The organism is Dyella silvae, from assembly GCF_026421305.1.
Classification (GTDB): Bacteria; Pseudomonadota; Gammaproteobacteria; order Xanthomonadales; family Rhodanobacteraceae; genus Dyella; species Dyella silvae.
In genome coordinates, this window is record NZ_JAPJBQ010000007.1 from 234,451 (window position 1) to 254,324 (window position 19,874).

At 63.4% G+C, this 19,874-nt stretch carries 14 protein-coding genes; 8 read left to right on the forward strand and 6 right to left on the reverse strand.

The genetic code is table 11. The features are described 5' to 3' along the window. Positions 1 to 57: 57 nt before the first annotated feature. From OQE56_RS16605 to OQE56_RS16625, 5 genes are all read right to left on the reverse strand, one after another. Positions 58 to 1,923 (reverse strand): phospholipase D-like domain-containing protein, encoded by a 1,866-nt coding sequence (locus tag OQE56_RS16605; RefSeq protein WP_267225762.1) that lies wholly within the window; start codon positions 1,921 to 1,923, stop codon positions 58 to 60. Positions 1,924 to 1,946: 23 nt separating this feature from the next. Then, the gene (locus OQE56_RS16610) at positions 1,947 to 2,510 is read right to left on the reverse strand and encodes a YceI family protein (RefSeq protein WP_267225763.1); all 564 of its coding nucleotides are present in this window, start codon (positions 2,508 to 2,510) and stop codon (positions 1,947 to 1,949) included. Then, positions 2,507 to 2,980, reverse strand: coding sequence for a SixA phosphatase family protein (locus OQE56_RS16615; RefSeq protein ID WP_267225764.1), 474 nt, complete (start codon positions 2,978 to 2,980; stop codon positions 2,507 to 2,509). The genes OQE56_RS16610 and OQE56_RS16615 overlap by 4 nt, the downstream gene beginning before the upstream one ends. Before the next feature lie 41 nt (positions 2,981 to 3,021). Next, entirely contained in the window at positions 3,022 to 3,654 is a 633-nt protein-coding gene (locus OQE56_RS16620) for a ParA family protein (RefSeq protein ID WP_267225765.1), read from the reverse strand. Between the two features lie 113 nt (positions 3,655 to 3,767). Then, the gene (locus tag OQE56_RS16625) at positions 3,768 to 4,802 is read right to left on the reverse strand and encodes a hypothetical protein (protein WP_267225766.1); all 1,035 of its coding nucleotides are present in this window, start codon (positions 4,800 to 4,802) and stop codon (positions 3,768 to 3,770) included. Positions 4,803 to 4,969: 167 nt separating this feature from the next. Between OQE56_RS16625 and OQE56_RS16630 the strand changes: the two genes are divergently transcribed. Further along, the gene (locus OQE56_RS16630) at positions 4,970 to 5,167 is read left to right on the forward strand and encodes an antitermination protein NusB (protein ID WP_267225767.1); all 198 of its coding nucleotides are present in this window, start codon (positions 4,970 to 4,972) and stop codon (positions 5,165 to 5,167) included. A 91-nt stretch (positions 5,168 to 5,258) separates the two neighbouring features. Here OQE56_RS16630 and speE read toward each other — a convergent pair whose 3' ends face one another. Further along, positions 5,259 to 6,113 (reverse strand): polyamine aminopropyltransferase, encoded by an 855-nt coding sequence (speE, locus tag OQE56_RS16635; protein ID WP_267225768.1) that lies wholly within the window; start codon positions 6,111 to 6,113, stop codon positions 5,259 to 5,261. Between the two features lie 277 nt (positions 6,114 to 6,390). Between speE and speA the strand changes: the two genes are divergently transcribed. The 7 genes from speA (at position 6,391) to OQE56_RS16670 (ending at position 19,822) form a co-directional block, all read left to right on the forward strand. Beyond that, a complete protein-coding gene (gene speA, locus OQE56_RS16640; RefSeq protein WP_267225769.1) occupies positions 6,391 to 8,280 on the forward strand; it encodes a biosynthetic arginine decarboxylase in 1,890 nt (629 codons plus the stop codon). 213 nt (positions 8,281 to 8,493) lie between these two features. Continuing rightward, on the forward strand, positions 8,494 to 9,279 hold the full coding sequence (locus OQE56_RS16645) for a 3-hydroxybutyrate dehydrogenase (RefSeq protein ID WP_267225770.1): 786 nt from the start codon (positions 8,494 to 8,496) through the stop codon (positions 9,277 to 9,279). A gap of 109 nt (positions 9,280 to 9,388) precedes the next feature. After that, on the forward strand, positions 9,389 to 10,129 hold the full coding sequence (locus tag OQE56_RS16650; protein WP_267225771.1) for an acetoacetate decarboxylase: 741 nt from the start codon (positions 9,389 to 9,391) through the stop codon (positions 10,127 to 10,129). 16 nt (positions 10,130 to 10,145) lie between these two features. After that, positions 10,146 to 11,336, forward strand: a complete 1,191-nt coding sequence (locus OQE56_RS16655) for a patatin-like phospholipase family protein (RefSeq protein WP_267225772.1) — start codon at positions 10,146 to 10,148, stop codon at positions 11,334 to 11,336. Between the two features lie 16 nt (positions 11,337 to 11,352). After that, on the forward strand, positions 11,353 to 12,213 hold the full coding sequence (locus OQE56_RS16660) for an NAD(P)-dependent oxidoreductase (protein WP_267225773.1): 861 nt from the start codon (positions 11,353 to 11,355) through the stop codon (positions 12,211 to 12,213). A 433-nt stretch (positions 12,214 to 12,646) separates the two neighbouring features. Continuing rightward, the gene (locus OQE56_RS16665; RefSeq protein ID WP_267225774.1) at positions 12,647 to 14,305 is read left to right on the forward strand and encodes a ShlB/FhaC/HecB family hemolysin secretion/activation protein; all 1,659 of its coding nucleotides are present in this window, start codon (positions 12,647 to 12,649) and stop codon (positions 14,303 to 14,305) included. 63 nt (positions 14,306 to 14,368) lie between these two features. Then, positions 14,369 to 19,822 carry a two-partner secretion domain-containing protein gene (locus OQE56_RS16670; RefSeq protein ID WP_267225775.1) on the forward strand — a complete coding sequence of 1,818 codons (5,454 nt, stop codon included), beginning with the start codon at positions 14,369 to 14,371 and terminating at the stop codon, positions 19,820 to 19,822. Positions 19,823 to 19,874: the final 52 nt, after the last annotated feature.

A 19,874-nucleotide genomic window follows, 5' to 3' on the forward strand; every position in this document is an offset into this window, starting at 1 on the left:
GAGAGCAGCTGGCGCTTTTCTCTGTTTTCTCACTCCTCTTCACTCACTCCTCAGCTCCTACAGCACGCCCTCCGCTCCCGACCCGAACGCCGTGATCAGCCGCGTGTAAATCAGCTTTGGCGACACGTCGACATCCGGGAAATCGCCTACCGGCGTATAGCAGCTGAAGAACGCGGGATCGCTCGGGCGCATCGGCGTGCAACCGGCCTTGAGGTCATAGCTGGTGGCGTAGCGGTAAGGCCAAAGGTCGAACAACGGCAGGCTGGCGGAGATGTCGCCGATCGCCGTACTTGCGCTGTTCCGCAGACGCGGCGCTACCACCCAGGCGTTCTCCGGCTGGGTATCGCGCAGGATGCTTTCACGCAGTGCGTTGGCGAAACGCGCGTCATACACGATGACGCCGGCTTCGGTGTTGTAGTGGTCCGAGCGCGGGTCGAAGTTGTGCGAGCCCACCATCGCGAAATCGTCGTCCACCACGATGGACTTGGCATGCAAGGCAAAACGCCGGCCCGGCACAGTGAGCGGCGCCGGACGATTGCGTCGTGCCGAGCCGTGACTGCCCAGCAGGCCGCGATCGGTGCCCACGCGCCGGTGTTTGGGTTTGTTGCCGGTCAAAGGCGGCGTCGGACCTTCATCGGTTGCGGTCTGCGCGTTGTCCTCAGCGGGACCCACCGCATGCGGTTTCAGCTCGTAGATCTCGAAGCCGTCGTCCTTGAGGTAGCGCTTGCGATGCTTGTAGGACAGCGCATACACCGCGAATGCATCCGTGGAAGCGAGTGAATTGGTCGATACGACGATGCGCGGCGGTGTTTCGCGTTGGCGCAGCCGGCTGAAGATTTCCTGCGCACGGTCGCTCAACACCAGATAAGGCGTTTGCAGTATCACCTCGTGCTGGGCCGAACTCACCAGATGCATCAGGCGTGTGGTGAATTCGTGGGCGCCGTGTTTATCCGGTTTGTTGGTCTTGGCGGGCAGGTCGCTGAAGTACTCGACGCGGCCGGTGCGCAGGGTATCCGAGACCAGGGCGTCGTCCAGCCAGTCGTCGTCTTCGGCCTCTTCCTGCACGCGCGCGACACGCTGCGGGTGCGTGTAGTGCGGCTCGGGCCAAGGGGGCGGGGCCTCGAGATGGAGCAGGTCGCGATTGATGTCGCGCAGGTGCGTCAGCGGCGTGGAACGTTTGTGGTTCCAGAACGTTGTGAAGCTGGTGGCCATCGACTGTGCTGCAGGGCCGCCTACCATCACATCGCGATCGACGTAGTCGAACTCATCGTCCCAGTCGAAATAGCGGTCCTGGTAGTTGCGCCCGCCGGTGATGCCGATGGTGTTGTCCACCAGTAGCAGCTTGTTGTGCATGCGCTGGTTGAACTTCATGAAACAGCACACGATGCTGGCGCTGAATTCCACGACTGACGTTTGTGCCTCGTGGAAGGTCGGGTTATAGAGGCGTACTTCCAGATTCTGGTGCGCCGTGGCGAGCCGATCGAGCAGCGCCGCATCGCCAAAAGAGAACAGCTGATCGGCAAGGATGCGCACCTTCACGCCGCGCCGCGCCGCCTTCAGCAACTCGTTGAGCACCAGCTGGCCCGCGTCATCCTGATCCCAGATATAGGTCTGCACGTCGATGGAGCGCTGCGCCGCGCGGATCAGGTTGATGCGCGCCACCATGGCCGCTTCGCTGTCGTTGAGCAGGGTGACCACATGCACCGGCTGGGTGTCGGTGGAGTCGGCCATGGCCTGGTGGGCGGCATCGAGCAGCGGCGAGTCGATGGCACAGTGATCCGGGCGGTCGCAATCGAGCTGCCGCTGTATGCCGGCAGCAACCACCGCGTCGGCGCGACGGACGCGCGTGGGCGACACGCTGCATCCCGACGAAAGCAGGATCGCTATAAACAGGGTAGATAGGGCGATCCAGCGTTGGCGCATGCCCGGATGATACGGAAACGTGTTTAACGCTTGGCGTAATCCAGGCTGATCATCATGCCCAGTTCGACGCGATCAGACAGGGCGGTACGGTGACCGTTCATGCCGAAATCGCTGCGCTGGATGGTTCCCTTTACCGCGATCACGCACTGCTGCGGCTCGGCCAGCGGGCAGCGCGAAGGCAGCAATTCGAAATGGGCCGGCCGGGTCACGCCGCGTACGGTGAGCGTACCGTCGAGGTCGCCGCCTTTCTCGAGCAAGGTCAGCGAAACGGGTTCGGATATGAAGTGAATCGAAGGATAGTGCGAAACATCGAAAAACTCCGGCGCCAGCACCCAGCGGCGCACGCGGTCCGAACTCATATGGATGCTATCCACCGTGATGTGGGCGTCGACGATGGCCGTGTCGTGCAGGGTACTGAGGGTGACGTCGCCGTCGATCTCCTCGAAGCGGCCCGAGATCTGGCTCAACCACAACAGACGTACCCCGAAGTCTGCGTGAGAACGTGCGGGATCAATGCGATAGTCAGCCGCGTGTGCCGGCACGGATGCCAGCAGCAACACGGCCAGACAAGGGATGAGCCACGTCATGGAGACCAGAATGCATCCAGTCGGGCATTGCCCGGCTCAAGCGTACCGTTGAGGTGCAGGACGGCCAGGCCGCCAGGCGGCATGCCGCGGAATTCGTCGGAGCGGCCTTCCACCAGCAAGGCCACCAGGCGTTCGATGCCCGGATTGTGGCCGACCAGCATGACCGTTCCTGCGTCGCCGTGCTGATCCAACAGGGCCAGCAGCTCGCCCGGGGTGGCTTCGTAGATGTCATCGGCAAATTCAGGGGCGGGCGCGTGCTTCATCGCCTCCAACGCCAGCACCGCGGTGCTGCGGGTGCGTTCGGAAGGAGAGCACAGCACGCGGTCGGGCTTCACCCCGTGCGAAGCCAGCCATTTGCCGGCGGCTCGTGCCTCCTGTTCACCGCGTCCGCTGAGCCGCCGGACCTGGTCGCTGCCGCCCGAGGGGGCCGGCTGGGCTTCTGCGTGACGCAACAGGATGAGTTCGTGCATGGTCTGGCTCCTAATGTCGTGCCGCTCAGGTAGCACGCGGTTCATTGCTGGCGCTTGATCCAGCGCAGGAGGTGTTTCCAGTCCTCCTGGTGGCTCCGGACGTTTTCCGAAGCGTAATCAAAGATGCCCTTGCCGAGTGCGGTCAGCAGCACATAGGCCTGGCTGTCCCGCAACTGCGCCACGATCGGAAACGGCGAGCGCTCGGCCAGTTGCGTCATGGCGTCCTGGCTGGCGTTGGTCCACGGCTTCAGCCGGTTGCCGACCAGGCCCACCGGCAGCTTGCCGCGCTTGATGCGGTTGATCTGCTTGAGATGTTCCAGGAAATCGAACGTGGCATCGAGGTCGAAGGTTGACGGCAGCACGGGTACCAACAGTACATCCGCTTTTTCCAGATACGGTTCAAGGTCGCGTTCTTGCGAGCCGGCGGGCGTGTCGATCAGCACGCGCTGGGTATCCGTGGGGAGCTTTTCGAGCGACCGGCGATGGCCTTCAAGCGCCAGAACGCCGGGCACGTTGTCGGGGCGCCGCGCGGCCCAACGGAAACCGGACTGTTGCCGGTCGGCGTCCACGATGGCCGTGTGCTTGCCATCCTGTGCCCAATGCGAAGCCAGCTGAGTGACCAGCGTGCTCTTGCCGCAACCGCCTTTGCTGCTTGCTACCAGTACCGTCAGCATGATGCCGCCCCAGTGTCCAAGCTTGGAACAAGCCTACACGATGGTTGGGGCAGCAAAGCAAGCGCAGGCGACAACATGCAGGTTTTGCATCGCCGGCGCAGGCGACAGGCGCCTCAGCCCGCCTTGTCGGTTTCCCAATCGGCTGGCGCGTCGACCGGAATCTCATAGTCGTGCAATGCCGTGAGCATCAGGCTCATCTGATTGCCGCCTGAGCGGGCCAGCGCCATCAGGTGCTGCGCGATCGCGGCGTCGCCCTGCGCGCGTGCGGAAAGCTGGGAGAAGTTCTGCACCTGCCACACCAGATTGCGGCGAGCACGTTTCGCGTCGTCTTGTTGGGCCGCGTCGTCGGCCAGCACCTCGCGCAGGTGCAAACCCAGTGAGCGGGCCAACGGGCTGGAGCCCCATTCCAGCAGCTTGCCCAGCTTGAGACAGTCCGCCTTGATGGAGGCATCGCCGACGCCGTCCTCGCACAGTCGCGAGGTGGCCTGCAGCCCCGGTTGCGGCTGGGTTTCGGCCAGGCCAAACACCATGGTCATCTGCACCCCGACGGCACCGGTGGCCGACAGCGGGTTGATCACCGCCTGGGGCGGCGGCAGCAGGGTCACCGTGGTGGCCAGCGCCTTGAGGCTGGCGCCGGTGTAATCGTCGTAAAGCTTGGCCGAGGCGGCTTTGGCGAGGTCTTCGCGGGCGGCGTCCGACTTGGTGTCGCGTACATCCTGAGCGAGCTTCAACAGCCACACGGCGGCGTTGTCCGGTACCTGCGCCGTCAGCTTGTTCATGGCGTCGCTATTCGGACAGTCGTCCGCCTTGGCGTCACAATCGCTCAGGCGGACCCAGTTGATCTCCGGGCCGGCGCCCTCGGCCTGTTCGGCGCGGTTGATCAGGGTATGGAAGCTGTTGAAATCTGGTTGGTTGGTGAGCGGGCGTGCCAGCAAAGCCCCGCCAAGCAAGGGCGTGGGCAGGGCCTGGGGGGCAATGACGCTGACCAGATCTTTCTGGAAGGCCAGCAGCGCCTGGTTGCGCGCGGCCTGTTGTTTGTCGATGGAAACGGCAGGCTTGGCTGCAGGTGCCGGCGATTTCGCGGCCAGGGCGGGACCGGCCGCGACGGCCAGCAGCAGGGCAAGCGTGAGGGGGTGCCGTCCAAGCATCGGGTCATCCTTCCGAAAACGAAGCGGCCAGCATACCTGCCGAGGATTAAGCTTGCCTGATCCGGCGAACCGGGCAGACGGGAGAAGGCGCCCAGCCTTGCTAGCATGGCCGCTTCGCGACGCCCCAGGATGCCCAGTCATCCTGCGCAGCACAGGAGAGAACCACCGTGAACGATATTTCCCATCTGGCCGACAGCCCGGCCCCCTGGTTTGTTGGCTGGGGCACGCTGGCCCTGATCAACGCCGGGTTGGCCCAGGGCAAAAACCGCAGCGGCATACTTTGGTTCCTGCTGTCACTGCCGCTCGGCCCGATCGCCACGCTGATCCTGGTGATGCTGCCCAAGGCTCGCCAGACGATGTTCTGATCGGACACCGGCGCCTTTTCTGTCGGAGCAACACCCATAAAAAAGCCCGGCGTGGGAGACCACGCCGGGCTTTCGTTGGAACGGGGGAGGCTTACTCGCCCAGCGCTTCGCGCAGGAATTCCGGCTGAGCCAGCGCCGCCTTGTGCATATCGGCGTTGTAGTAGCGGGTAGCGAAGTTCTTGCTCAGCGCACCGCGCTCGCGGAAGCCGGCCAGGTCACCGCCCTTACGGGCCATGGTGCAGCTCCACCAGCCGGTGGGGTAGCACGGCTGCGGGAACGGCAGCGTCTTCACAGCGCTGAAGCCGGCGGTGCGCATGGCCGAACGCATGGACTTGATCAGCTCCAGGTGCGCGATGGGCGACTCGGACTGCTGCACCAGGATGCCGCCATGGCGCAGGGCCTTGTAGCAGCTGGCGTAGAAGGCGGCGTTGAACAGGCCTTCCGCCGGGCCGACCGGGTCGGTCGAGTCGACAATGATCAGGTCCAGCGATTCCGGCTCGGCCTCGGCCATGTACTTGATGCCGTCGATGAACAGCAGCTCGGCGCGTGGGTCGTTGTTGGACTCGCACAGCTCCGGGAAGTACTGCTCGGCCAGACGCGTGACGCGCTCGTCGATCTCCACCTGCGCGGCGTGTTCGACTTCCTCGTGCTTGAGCACTTCGCGCAGCGTGCCGCAGTCGCCGCCGCCGATGATCACCACGCGCTTGGCGCGCGCATGGGTGAACAGCGCCGGGTGGGTCATCATCTCGTGATAGAGGAAGTTGTCGCGGCTGGTCAGCATCACGCAACCGTCGATCACCATCAGATTGCCCCAGTCGGTGGTCTGGTAGATCTCGATGGTCTGGAACGGGGTTTTCTCGGCGTGCAGCAGCTTCTCCACGCGGTAGCCGATGGAGGAGCCGGAGGCCTGGTGGGCTTCGGTGAACCAGCTGGGGTGCTGCGACATGAGGTTGTTCCTGACAATCAATGGGTTCAAAGAACGGGAATTGTAGCCGAACGGGCCTGGCCGGACTGTCTCAGGGACGGCCCAGACTTCGGCACATTGTCACAAGAGGCCGTTACAATAGCCGCCCGGATCGCCGCGCCAAGCCGTTTGCGATCCCCAAGTCAGTCCGGCCCCGCGGCGTGCAAGGCTTCCGGCCGGCTGACTTTGCCTCGTCAAGGCTCCGCCGCTGCGACGACATGTTCAGGGTGTAACACGCCCGTTGTACAAGGAGCCCTCCATGTCGAAGCACTGGAACATTGATGCTGCCCGCCATACCTACGCCGTCCCGCACTGGGGCGACGGCTATGTGGATGTGAGCGCGGCCGGCCATATCGTGATGCGCCCGCACGGCGCCAAGGGTCCGGCCCTGTCGCTGCCGGCGATTGTCGATCGCGCCCGCGCCGAAGGCCTGCGCCTGCCGTTGCTCGTGCGCTTTCCGGACATCCTCGCCGACCGTTTGAAGCGTTTGCAGGACGCCTTTGCCAAGGCCATTGGCGAATGGAGTTATGCGGGCGGGTATACGGCCGTCTATCCGATCAAGGTGAACCAGCAGCGCGGCGTGGCCGGCGAGCTGGTGGCCGCCGGCGAGCACGGCTTCGGCCTTGAGGCCGGTTCCAAGCCGGAGCTGATGGCCGTGCTGGCGATGGCCCGTCCGGGCAGCATCGTCATCTGCAACGGCTACAAAGACCGCGAATACATCCGCCTCGCGCTGATCGGCCGCAAGCTCGGTCTGCGCGTGCACATCGTGATCGAAAAGCTTTCCGAGCTCGATCACGTCTTCACCGAAGCCAAGGCGCTGGGCGTCGAGCCCTTGCTCGGCGTGCGCGTGCGCCTTGCCTCCATCGGTGCCGGCAAGTGGCAGAACACCGGCGGTGACAAGGGCAAGTTCGGCCTGTCGCCGAGCCAGGTGCTCACGCTGGTGGAACGTCTGAAGCACGCTGGCCTCATGCACACGCTGAGGCTGCAGCACTTTCACATGGGCTCGCAAATCTCCAACGTGCGCGACATTGCCAACGGCATGCGCGAGGCCACGCGCTACTTCGTGGAACTCAAGCGCATGGGCGTGCCGCTGGATATCGTCGATGTGGGCGGTGGCCTTGGCGTGGATTACGAAGGCTCGCGCTCGCGTAGCCACAACTCGATCAACTATTCCATTGAGCAGTACGCCTCGACCATCGTGCAATCGCTGGCCGAGGCCGTGGCCGAGGAAAATCTGCCCGCACCGCACATCATTACCGAGGCTGGCCGCGCCATGACCGCACACCACGCCGTGATGGTGGTCAACGTGACGGAAGTGGAAGAAGTCCCCGCCGGCAACATCCCGTCTGCACACGAGCATGAGCCTGCCGTGCTGCGCCGCCTGCGCGAGACCTGGGCAGAACTCGACCAGCGTCCCGCGCTGGAACTGTTCCACGAAGCCCAGCATCACCTCGCCGAAGGCCAGACGCTGTACGCACTGGGCCAGTTGAATCTGGAAGACCGCGCGCGTCTGGACGACATGTACTACGCCATCGCCAACGAGGTGCGTACGCGCCTGTTGCCCGCTGAGCGTTCACACCGTCAGGCGCTCGATGAGCTGGATGAAAAGCTGGTCGACAAGTACTTCGTCAACTTCTCCGTGTTTGAATCCGTGCCGGATATCTGGGCCATCGACCAGATCTTCCCGATTGCACCGATTGCGCGTTTGAACGAAGAGCCAACCCGTCGCGGCGTGATCGTGGACCTCACCTGCGATTCCGACGGCCGCATCGACGACTACGTCGACGCCGAGGGTGTGGACGTGAGCCTGCCGCTGCACGCGCTGAAAGAAGACGAGAGCTATCGCCTCGGCATCTTCATGGTCGGCGCGTACCAGGAAACGCTGGGCGACATCCACAACCTGTTCGGCGATACCGATGCTGTGAACGTGCGCGTCGATGGCGATTCGTATGTTTTCGCGCACAAGCGCCGTGGTGACACCACCGATCTCATGCTCGACTACGTCGGCTACGACTTGGAAGTGCTGCGCCGCAGTTACCGCGAGCGCATTGCTGCGGCTGGCGTGGACGGCGACGCTGCCGAACAGTTGTTCGTCACATTGAACGAAGGATTGACCGGCTATACCTATCTTTCTGAGGGTGCGCACTAAGCCGATACGGCGCTTGAAGCCACGCTCCTTGCTCGTCATTCCGGCGTGCGCCGGAATGACGAAGTAGCGAGCGCATTTTCAAGCTTGTCCATTCGTCGCATGGATGTGTGCTCCCAAGCTGTGCAAGCCTGTTTCGTATAGACGGACAGGCCACGCAGCCCACAACCTGATTTCCGTTTCTGCTTTCCCCGTTCCCCATCGACAGGAGTGGTTATGGCAAGTCTCGACGGCAAGGTGGCACTCATTACTGGCGCAGCCAGCGGCTTGGGCAAGGCAATCGCCGAGTTGTATGCAAAGAACGGCGCGGCGGTCGCCATCGCTGACATCAATCAGCAGGCGGCAGACGCAACGGCGGCAGAGATCAATGCGGCCGGCGGCAAGGCCATCGGTATCGCGATGGATGTTACTGACGAGGCCGCCGTCAACGCTGGCACCGACAAGGTCGTCGCCACCTTCGGTCATCTGGACATCCTGATTTCCAATGCAGGCATCCAGATCATCAACCCCATCGACCAGTTCTCGTACGCCGACTGGAAGAAGATGCTCGCCATCCATCTCGATGGCGGCTTTCTCACCACCAAGGCTGCGCTCCAGCACATGTACAAGGACGATCGCGGCGGCATCGTGATCTACATGGGTTCGGTGCACTCGCACGAAGCTTCCAAGCTCAAGTCCGCCTACGTGGCCGCCAAGCATGGCTTGCTCGGCCTTGCGCGCACGCTGGCGAAGGAAGGCGCTGCGCACAACGTGCGTTCGCACGTGATCTGCCCCGGCTTCGTGCGCACGCCGCTGGTGGAAAAACAGATTCCGGAGCAGGCCAAGGAGCTGGGCATCAGCGAGGCCGAGGTGATCAAGAACGTGATGCTGAAGGACACGGTGGATGGCGTGTTCACCACCGTCGACGACATCGCGCAGACCGCGCTTTATCTGGCCAGCTTCCCGTCGGCGGCGCTGACCGGTCAATCGATCGTGGTGAGCCACGGCTGGTACATGCAGTAGTTGCCATGCTCTGCCCGGCCATGCCGGGCAGAGCCGCTCTATCCCATCGATACCGGTCCGCGCGGGCCAGGATGCACCGTGCGGACAAGCTGCCAGGAGCGACACCGCCATGAAGATTGCCGATGTGAAGGCCAATGCCTTCGCCATGCCTTTGACCAGCCCGGCGTTTCCGCCCGGGCCTTACCGCTTTGTTGATCGGGAGTTCCTGGTCATCACCTATCGCACGGACATGGATGCGCTGCGCGCCGTGGTACCCGAGCCGCTGGAAGTGACCGAGCCGCTGGTCAAGTACGAATTCATCCGCATGCCCGATTCCACCGGTTTCGGCGACTACACCGAATCCGGGCAGGTCATTCCGGTCACCTTCCAGGGCCAGCATGGCGGCTATGTGCATTCGATGTATCTCAACGACCATCCGCCGATTGCCGGCGGACGGGAGCTGTGGGGATTTCCCAAGAAGCTTGCGACGCCGATCCTGGAGACCGAGATCGACACGCTGGTCGGCACGCTCGATTACGGCAAGGTGCGCGTGGCCAAAGGCACCATGGGCTTCAAGCATCGGCCGGCCGATCACCAGGCCGTGCTGGCCTCACTGGCGGCGCCCAACTTCCTGCTCAAGATCATTCCCCACGTAGACGGCACGCCGCGCATCTGCGAGCTGGTCCGCTACTACACCACCAACGTCACGCTCAAGGGCGCCTGGACAGGCCCGGCGGCATTGGAACTACATGCCCACGCACTGGCCCCGGTCGCCGATCTGCCGGTACTGAAGGTGGAATCGGCGTTACATTTCATCACCGACCTGACCCTCGACCTGGGCACCGTGGTGTACGACTATTTGGCTGATTGAGTTGAGGCTGATGCGTATGGACGTCCGTAAAAACTCGTCAGAATCGAAGCTGTCCGATCACGACCGGCTGCGACAGCTTCACAAGCAATATCACACCACCGCGCTGGTGCTGCAGGGTGGCGGCGCGCTGGGCGCCTACCAGGCGGGTGTGTACGAAGCGTTGGATGAGATTGGCATTCATCCCAACTGGGTCGCCGGCATATCGATCGGTGCGCTTAACGCGGCCATCATTGCGGGCAATGCGCCGGAACATCGCGTGGCGCGGCTACGCGAATTCTGGGAAACGATCTGCCGCCCGCCGGTATTTCCGGGGTGGGTCACCGCGCCGCTGGACCCGGGTGCCTGGGAATTGCCATGGCAGAACGGCCTGAGCGGATGGGCGGCATTGCGTGCGTTGGTCGAAGGGCAGCCGGGCTTCTTCAGTCCGCGCCCGTTCCCCTTGATGCCGTGGCGCGCCTCGCCCACCACGGCAAGCTGGTATGACACCTCGCCACTCAAAGCCACGCTGGAGCGGCTGGTGGATTTCGACCGCATCAACCACAAGCACGCACTGCGTGTATCCGTTGGCGCGGTAAACATCCGAACCGGCAACTTCGTCTATTTCGACAATACCCAGGGCGAATTGCGGGCTGAGCACTTTATGGCCTCCGGTGCCTTACCGCCGGGTTTCCCCGCCATTGAAGTGGATGGCGAGTTCTACTGGGACGGCGGCATGGTCTCCAACACGCCGCTGTACAAGGTGTTGTCGGATCCGTCCTGCCGCGACTCGCTGATCTTTCAGGTGGATTTGTGGAGCTCGCGCGGCGAGGTGCCGCGCGATCTGGCCGAAGTCACCTCGCGCGCCAAAGACATCCAGTATTCCAGCCGTACTCGCCTCATCACCGAGTACATGGGGCTACGGCAGCGCCAACAGCGCATACTTCACGACCTGATGGCGCTGGTGCCGGAAGACCAACGGCAACAGCCTGCCTATCGCCAGGCAGAGCTCCACGCCAGCGGCGCCATCGTCAACCTGTTTCACCTGATTTACCGCAACAAACCGTACGAAGGGCACTACAAGGACTACGAGTTCAGCTTCGACAGCATGCGTCAACACTGGAGCAGCGGCCTGGATGATCTGCGCTGCACCTTTGCGGAACCGCACTGGTTTGAGCTGCCGAGTGCCGAGCATCCCTTCGTCACGCACGACGTACATTGTGAAGATTGATCCACCGGGAAACCTCATGAGTCTCAACGTTGCATTCATCGGACTTGGCGCAATGGGCACGCCCATGGCCGGTCACCTCAAAGCTCGTGGCCTGCTGCATGCCGTATCGAGCCGCACGCAAGCCAACGCCGACGCCGTCGCGAACGAGCTCGGCGTTTCCGCACCGTCGTTGGCCGACATTGCAGCGCAGTGCGACGTCATCGCGCTGTGCGTCACCGCTGACGCCGACGTGCTCGGCCTGATCGATGCGCTGGCGCCGCATCTGAAGAAAGGCGCGATCGTTATCGATCACTCCACCGTCGCTCCCGATACGGCCAAGCAGGCGGCGGCACGCTTGTCCGCCGTCGGCGCGCATTTCCTCGATGCACCCGTTTCCGGCGGCGTCGAAGGCGCCAAGAACGGCAAGCTCTCCGTGATGGTGGGCGGCGACGCCGATGTGCTCGAACGCGCGCGCCCTGTACTGGAAGCCTATGCACTGCGTGTCACCCACCTTGGCGGCGTCGGCGCAGGCCAGGCGACCAAGGCGGTGAATCAGGTGCTTGTTGCGGGTATCGCGCAGGGCGTGTGCGAAGGCCTCGCCCTCGCCGAAGCGCTGGGCCTCGATCCGGAGCGTCTGCTGCCGACACTTGGTGCAGGTGCTGCCGGCAACTGGTTCCTCGAAAAGCGCGGTGCCACCATGCTGCGCAACGAATTCAGCGTCGGCTTCAAGCTCGGCCTGCTGCACAAAGACCTCGGCATCGTCCGCCGCATCGCTGAAAGCGCTGGCACCAGTCGCAGCGTGATCGAGCGTTCGCTCGCCGATTACGCTGAGTTGATGAGCCAGGGTTACGGCGACGACGATATTTCTGGATTGATCAGGCTGAAGCGCAAGGGTTGAGCTACTCGTTGCTCATGGTAAAGCCCAACAATCCCCGATTTCTGTAAGAAAAAAAGCGCCCTGCAAGGGGCGTTTTTTTATATTGGTGCGAACACGTTTGTCTCATCGCACATCCACATTCCTATCTGCATTTCGGATTTGTCTGATGTTTCGCCGTGCTTAGTCGGCCCTAGACTGCGCGTCGCCATTGAGCTTATCGGTTTCTTTCCTCCCCCCGATGTGGCTTGGCCGGTAAGCCAGATGGCGCTGGACGTGGTTGAGGCGCGGCCTTAGCAAAGAGTTCCACAAGGGCGCCTCCCCATTTTTAGGTTAGTGATTTGGCTGCGACGTCGTCGCGGCGTGGTCGCGCTTGTCCTGGAAAGACGTGCTCGTGATGAAGATCAAGCAGTTCACATTGCCGCGGCGATCATGGCTGGTGCTCGCAAGCTTATGCATGCCGATAGCCTCAGTAACGGCACAGTCGGCCGACACGGCGACCCTAGAACTGCTGCGTCAACAAGAACGTGAGCGCGCACTGCGCGAGCAGCAAGAGACCACGCCCGATGTGCGTTTGCCGCAACCTGTGCAATCGGCTGAAGATCGCATTCCCGCCGACGAAACCCCGTGCTTTCCCATCCAGCACCTCATCCTGGACGGTCAGGACGCATCCCGATTCCAGTGGGCGGTGAAAGCGGCCAATGTTCCAGGGGATGATGCCGCTACCGGCCGCTGCCTCGGCACGGCCGGCATCAACGTCGTGATGAAGCGTATCCAGAACGCCATCATTGCGCATGGTTACGTCACCACCCGTGTACTGGCCAAACCGCAGGATCTGCAAGCGGGTGTACTGACCCTCACCGTGGTACCCGGACGCATTCGTGCCATCCGGTTCGCGCAGGGTGTGGATGACCGCGCTACCTCATGGCGCGATGCTTTGCCCGCGCGTCCGGGTGATCTGCTTAACCTTCGCGACATCGAACAGGCGCTGGAAAACTTCAAGCGCGTGCCCACCGTCGATGCGGACATCAAGATCGCGCCGGCCGACGGGGGCGATGCGCAGCCCGGTGACAGCGATCTGCTCATTGTCTGGAAACAGTCCGCGCCCGCGCGCATCGCCGTTAGCCTGGACAACTCCGGCAGCCAAGCCACCGGCAAACTGCAGGGCAGTGCCACCTTGTCACTGGACAACCTGCTGACGTGGAACGATCTGTTCTATGCCAATCTCGGGCAGGATGTCTTCGACGGTAACCACAAGGGCACGCGCAGCTACACCTTTCACTACGACGTGCCCTATGGCTACTGGCTGCTGGGCGCCACCGCCAGCGCCTACACCTATCATCAGACCGTTGCCGGCTACGCGCAGAACTACGTCTACAGTGGCACCAGTCACAACGCCGATGCACGCCTGAGCCGCCTGCTGTACCGCAACGCCACCGTCAAGGTCGGTGCCTACGTGCGCGCGTGGGAGCGTGATTCCAACAACTTCATCGACGACACCGAAGTGCTGGTGCAGCGCCGTCGTCAGGGCGGCTGGGAAGCCGGTGTTACCTACAAACAATTCATCGGCACCGCCACGCTCGATGCCAATGCTGCCTACCGCCGCGGCACCGGTGCTTTCAATGCGCTCCACGCCCCCGAAGAAGCCTTTGGCGATGGCACCTCACGCACCAAGCTCTTCACCGCCGACGCGCAGCTCACCGCGCCGTTCCAGCTGGGCGACAAGCGCTTCCGCTACATCGGCAGCTGGCGCGCGCAATGGAATCAAACACCCCTGGTCCCGCAGGACCGCTTTGCTATCGGCGGCCGCTATACGGTCAGAGGATTTGACGGCGAGCTGCAACTCACCGGCGATCACGGCTGGCTGATTCGCAACGACCTCGGCTGGACCGTGCTGGGCAGCCAGGAACTCTATCTCGGTCTCGACGTAGGCCACGTCGGTGGTCCGCCCACGCAATGGGAATTGGGGCAGACCCTGGCCGGTGGCGTGGTCGGTTTGCGCGGCGGCTGGCGTGGCTTCGCGTGGGATGTGTTCGCGGGTGCGCCGATAAGCAAACCCCATGGTTTCCAGACCGCTAACCCCACCGCGGGCTTCAGCCTTAGCTGGTCCTACTGATCGGCGCGTCGCTCATGGCCTTTACGCCTGTTTGCTGGAACACGTACACGAAGGAATCGTCGGATGAACAAGCACCTCTATCGCGTCATCTTCAACCACGCCCTGGGCCTGTGGCAGGCGGTGTCCGAACTGGTGCGTCGTCCGGGGCGGGGTGCCGGGCAGGCGAATGGCGTGGTGGCCACGGCGGTGCGTCCGGTCAGCCTGGGCCTGTGGGTGGCCTTTGGTTGGATTGGCTTCGCTTCCGTGGCGAGCGCCCAGATCGCCACCGACATGAGCGCGCCGGGCAACCAGCGTCCGACCGTGACGGGTTCACCGGGCGCAGCCCCCGTGATCAACATCACCACGCCCAGCAAAACCGGCATCAGCCGCAACACCTTCAGCGACTTCAATGTTACAGATGCGGGTGCGGTGTTGAACAACTCGCGCACCAACACACAAACGCACCTTGCCGGGAGCGTCGCCGGTAACCCATGGCTCGCCACCGGCACCGCCAAAGTCATCCTCAACGAAGTCACCGGGCCTCGCCCCAGTGCGCTCAATGGCTATATCGAAGTAGCCGGCGATCGCGCTCAAGTCATCGTGGCTAACCCCGCCGGCATTTCGTGCGATGGTTGCGGCGTCATCAACGCTAACCGTTTCACCCTCACTACCGGTGTGCCGCAGCTCATGGGTGGTGCATTGGACAGCTACCGTGTCACCGGTGGCGTGGTGTCGATCCACGGCAACGGCCTCGATGCCAGCCGCGCCGACTACACCGACATCATCGCCCGTGCCGTCCAGGTGAACGGGGGCATCTGGTCGCCGCAATTGCAAGTCACCACCGGTGCCAATCTAGTGAGCGCGGATCACACGCAAGTCGCCGCGATGCGCAGTTCAGGTGACAAACCCACCTTTGCGCTGGATGTCAGCGCGCTGGGCGGCATGTACGCCAACAAGATCGTGCTGCTCGGTACCGAGCAGGGCGTGGGTGTACGCAATGCCGGCACCCTTGGCGCCCAGGCCGGCGACCTCATCGTCACCGCCGACGGTCGCCTGGAAAATACCGGCAAGCTCCAATCGCAATCGAATACCGCGATCAACGCGAGCGGCGGTGTCACCAATGCCGGCACCCTCAGCGCCACGCGCGAGCTGACCATCAGCACGCCGCAAGACGTGGACAACCGCCACGGCACCCTCAATGCAGGCCGCATAGACGTCGATGCCAACGCACTGCGCAACGCTGGCGGCACCATCGCGCAGACCGGTCTACAGGCGATGACCCTGCATGTCGGCGAGCTTTCCAACAACGGCGGTCGCATGGGTGCGCCCGACGTGGATGCCGGTAGCGGTAACGCTGATGCGCCAAGCGCAGGACCTGGCAGCACGATCGATACGTCGAATGCCGGTGGCAGTCATGGCACGGCAGGCGATACACCCAGCATCACGCCCATGGCGCCGCTCGCTGACGGCGCATTACGCATCAGCGGCACCCTCAATAACGACGATGGCCGCATCAGTGCTGCCTCCGGCTTCGACCTCACCACCACCCACGGTCTGGTCAACGACGGCGGTCACCTCGACCTGCGTCAGCTCACCTTGAACGGCGGCAACCTCAGCAACCGTGGCGGCGAGTTGGCCATCGACGGCACCGCCACCGTGCATGCCGCCACACTCACCAACGACAGCGGTCAGCTGACCTTCCATGGTCCGCTCACTATCAATGCACAGACGCTCTCCAATCGCGGCGGCACCCTCTATCAGCTCGACAAGAGCGCGACCACGCTCACCGTCGCCGGCACGCTCGACAACACCGACGGTACGCTGGCGAGCAACGCGTCCGCACTCACGCTCGCCAGCGGCGCACTGATCAACGAGCGCGGCGCCATCCAGCATGTCGGCACGGCCGGCTTCACGCTGACCTTGGGCAGCTGGCAAGGTGCAGGTGGCACCGTGGCAACGGCCAGCGCGGCCAACATCGCGGCTGGCACCATCGACCACCGTGGTGCCACGCTCAGCGCCACCCAACTGACGTTCGTGGCCGACGACCTCGACAACCGAGGCGGCGTGATCGTCACATCTGACGCCACCCCCAACACACTGACCGTCGCCGGCACACTCGACAACGGCGACGGCGGCACCCTGGCCAGCAACGGCGACCTGCAGATCAGCGCCACCACCCTCGGCAATGCCGGAGGCACCATTCAACAGGCCGGGCAGGGCTCGCTTACGATCTACGCGACCGCGCTCCATGGCGCGGGCGGCACCCTCGCCAGCAACAGCAACCTCACCCTGGCCGGGGGCACGTTCGACCTGCGCAACGGCAACACCTATGCGCAAGGCATCGCCGTGGATGCGGCGGCGCTCACGACCGCCGGGGGGCAGTTCTCGGCCATGGGTACCAGTCCGTTATCCATCAACGTGCGCGGCGTGCTCGACAATACCGCCGGCACCATTGCGGCCAACGGTGCGCTGCAGCTCAACGCGCAGACGTTGACCAATACGGATGGCACGCTCATGGCTGCCGGCCGTGAAGCCACGACGCTCACCGTCGCCAACGCCTTCGACAACGTACGCGGCACGCTGGCTACCGCTGGTGCCACCACGCTGCACGCGGGCGATCTCAACAACACCGGGGGCACCGTGCAGGCGGCAGATACATCGCCATTGACGGTGACGAGCGATGGCGCCCTCGTCAACGACTACGGCTCTCTGGTCGGCAACGGAGCCATCGCTCTCACGGCTGGATCCGTCAGCAACCACGGTGGTGCCATCCAGGCACAGCAGGCTATCCATGCCACTGTGACGGATACGCTGGATAACAGCGGTGGCGTGCTGATCACGGGTGACGACCTCACCGTACAGGCGGACACGCTGCTCAATCGCGACACCCGCAACACCGACGTGCTGCAGGGCCTGTATGGCAACCGCGTCACCGTGCAAGCCCAAGCGATCGACAACACCGACGGCCAGCTGCACGCCAACGACACGCTCGCGCTAAGCGGGGGTACGCAAGCGGGTGTCGCGCTAACCAACGCGGGTGGTGTTATCGACGGCACCGGCACGGTAACGGTCAACGCCACTACGCTCAACAACACTGGCGGCCAGCTCATTCAGCGCGGTGAGGGCGGCTCACTCACTGTCAACGCCAGTCAGTCGCTCAACAACACGGCAGGCGGCCTCATCGGCGCCGAAGGCGCGGCCAACCTCCAAGCCCGCACGCTGGATAATTCCGGCGGCACGCTCTTCGCACAGCACGACCTCTCGGTCACCAGCGGCGGTGACCTGCTCAACCGCAACGGTGGCCAGCTGCAAACCCAGGGCAGTCTCACGCTCACCGCCAACGGCACCCTTGATAACAGTGGCGGCGCGGTGGACGCCTCCGGTGCGGCGGCTGTCGCGGCGACCGCCCTCGCCAACGTGGGCGGTCAGATTCTTGCGGGTGACCAGAACAACCCCGATGCGAGTCTTACGGTGGTGTCAGGCAACCACATCGACAATCGTGGCGGCACCCTCGGCAACCGCGGTGGCGACATCACGCTGCAAGCGGCGAGTATCGACAATAGCGCTGGTGGCATCGCGGTGGCGCAGCGCGACCTGAACCTGGATAACGTTGGCACGTTCACCAACGCTGGCGGCAAGGTCGTCGCCGCACGCCACCTCAGCTATCAGAACGCCGGTGCCACCCTCGACAACACCAACGGCTCCGTCGGTGCCGGCGACACCGCATGGCTGAATCTCGGCACGCTGACCAATACGGCCGGCCAGGTGCAAGCCAACACGCTGTGGCTCACCACACCCGTACTCAACAACCAGGATGGTGATGTCGGAGCCAACACGCTGCATGCCACCCTCACCAACTTGAATGGTCTGGGCACCCTGCATGGCACCGACACGCTGGATATCCATGTTCTGGGCGACTACACGCATCAGGCCGGCCAGCACTTCAACAGTGACGGCGTACTCAGCCTCACCGTCGACGGCACGCTGACCAACCAGGGCACCCTGCAGACGCAAGGCGAACTGGATGTCACCGCAGCGGACCTCATCAACCAAGGCACCCTCAACGCCAGCGCTACCGACGGCAGTGCCCGCGCCACGCTTACCATCGCCGGCACGCTGGACAACCACGAGGCCGACGCTTCCATTGCAGGCGATACCCTCACGCTAAGCGCCAACGACATCCGCAACACCAGCAGCCAAGGCATCACCGGTGATGTGGTGCAGATCAACGCCAACACGCTCACCAATGGCCGCGACCTGGGCACAGCCGATGCCGCGGTCGCCTACGGCGAAGGCTTTATCGGCGCCAGCCAATACCTCGAACTGCGTATCGGCCAACACCTCGCCAACCTCGATGGCGAGATCTACAGCGGCGGCGACTTCAGCATCGCCGGACGTGTGGACGGCTCACGCGTCGCCACCCTCGACAACGTCTCCGGCCGCATTCAGGCCGAAAGCAACGGCCGCATCACCGCCGACTTAATCACCAATCGCCGTCGATTCATCGAGACCGAGCAATACATGCTGTCGCCGGACGAGCAGGTCGCGCTCAGCTCCGAGCGCGCCTATGACATCGCGCTGGCGCCTATCGAGCAGCAGCGCATGAATCAATTGCTGCTAACCAACGGCACCACCCCGCTCAACAGCACCGATCGAGCCGAGCTGGCCGGTTATCTCGCGCGCCTCGGCTGGGTGCACATCGATCACGTCAGCGACGCAGACCTCGCCGCGATGAACACCGAGTTCCGTCGCCTAATTCTGCAAGGCTGGGGCTATCAGGATGGCTTTATCGTCGTCGGTGCGGGTGGCAACCCGGGCGCTGAGTACAAACAAACCGACACCTATCTCAGCGGCACGCGCCTGCTGCGCGAAAGCGCCGACAGCCAAATCCTCACCGGCGGCGACCTCAGCATCGATCTGGGAACGCATCTGACCAACGTTGCGTCCACCATCGCCGCCACCGGCGATCTCCTTATCAGCGGCCAGGCATACGACGGCCGCCCCGACGCACGCATTGCCAACATTGCTGTCACCGGCCAATACACCTTTCAGCGTGACACCGTCGCGTGGCTGGTCGATAACGTACCAATTCGCTACCCGTTTGTATTCGCTAGCGACGTGCGCATTGAGCCGCAGGCGCAGGTGATCTATCAGTCGTTGAAGACCAACGCATTCACTGACGCCGATGATCTGCGAGTTTCGCCGAAGAACACCGGCGCATGGTTGGGTCGCGTGGGTGCGAATCTCGGCAAGACGTTTGTCACCGGGGCAGGGCAGCGCTGGACCCCGTGGATGCGGGTGAACTACTTGTGGAGTTCTGGCAGCGCCAGCAACGTGACGGTTGCCAGTGACGAGTGGGGAGTCAGCAACACCTTTACCACTGGAAGCTGGGGACAGGCGTGGCAGTTGGGTGGGGGTGTCACGGGTGCGCTGACGCGTACGATTTCGGTGTACGCCAATGCCGATTACCAGGCCAGGACAGGTGGAGCGGGTGAGCAGGGTTGGAGCGCGGGAATGGGGATGCGCTGGCAGTTCTAATCTGAGAGGCGGGCAGTGTGAGCGCTGTCCGCTTCTCCATGGCCCAGGTGTT

Bases quoted from the DNA above. Each gene is read 5' to 3' on its own strand.
- OQE56_RS16605 (WP_267225762.1), bottom strand. From the start codon at position 1,923: ATGCGCCAACGCTGGATCGCCCTATCTACCCTGTTTATAGCGATCCTG.
- OQE56_RS16610 (WP_267225763.1), bottom strand. From the start codon at position 2,510: ATGACGTGGCTCATCCCTTGTCTGGCCGTGTTGCTGCTGGCATCCGTG.
- OQE56_RS16615 (WP_267225764.1), bottom strand. From the start codon at position 2,980: ATGCACGAACTCATCCTGTTGCGTCACGCAGAAGCCCAGCCGGCCCCC.
- OQE56_RS16620 (WP_267225765.1), bottom strand. From the start codon at position 3,654: ATGCTGACGGTACTGGTAGCAAGCAGCAAAGGCGGTTGCGGCAAGAGC.
- OQE56_RS16625 (WP_267225766.1), bottom strand. From the start codon at position 4,802: ATGCTTGGACGGCACCCCCTCACGCTTGCCCTGCTGCTGGCCGTCGCG.
- speE (WP_267225768.1), bottom strand. From the start codon at position 6,113: ATGTCGCAGCACCCCAGCTGGTTCACCGAAGCCCACCAGGCCTCCGGC.
- speA (WP_267225769.1), top strand. From the start codon at position 6,391: ATGTCGAAGCACTGGAACATTGATGCTGCCCGCCATACCTACGCCGTC.
- OQE56_RS16645 (WP_267225770.1), top strand. From the start codon at position 8,494: ATGGCAAGTCTCGACGGCAAGGTGGCACTCATTACTGGCGCAGCCAGC.
- OQE56_RS16650 (WP_267225771.1), top strand. From the start codon at position 9,389: ATGAAGATTGCCGATGTGAAGGCCAATGCCTTCGCCATGCCTTTGACC.
- OQE56_RS16655 (WP_267225772.1), top strand. From the start codon at position 10,146: ATGGACGTCCGTAAAAACTCGTCAGAATCGAAGCTGTCCGATCACGAC.
- OQE56_RS16660 (WP_267225773.1), top strand. From the start codon at position 11,353: ATGAGTCTCAACGTTGCATTCATCGGACTTGGCGCAATGGGCACGCCC.
- OQE56_RS16665 (WP_267225774.1), top strand. From the start codon at position 12,647: ATGCCGATAGCCTCAGTAACGGCACAGTCGGCCGACACGGCGACCCTA.
- OQE56_RS16670 (WP_267225775.1), top strand. From the start codon at position 14,369: ATGAACAAGCACCTCTATCGCGTCATCTTCAACCACGCCCTGGGCCTG.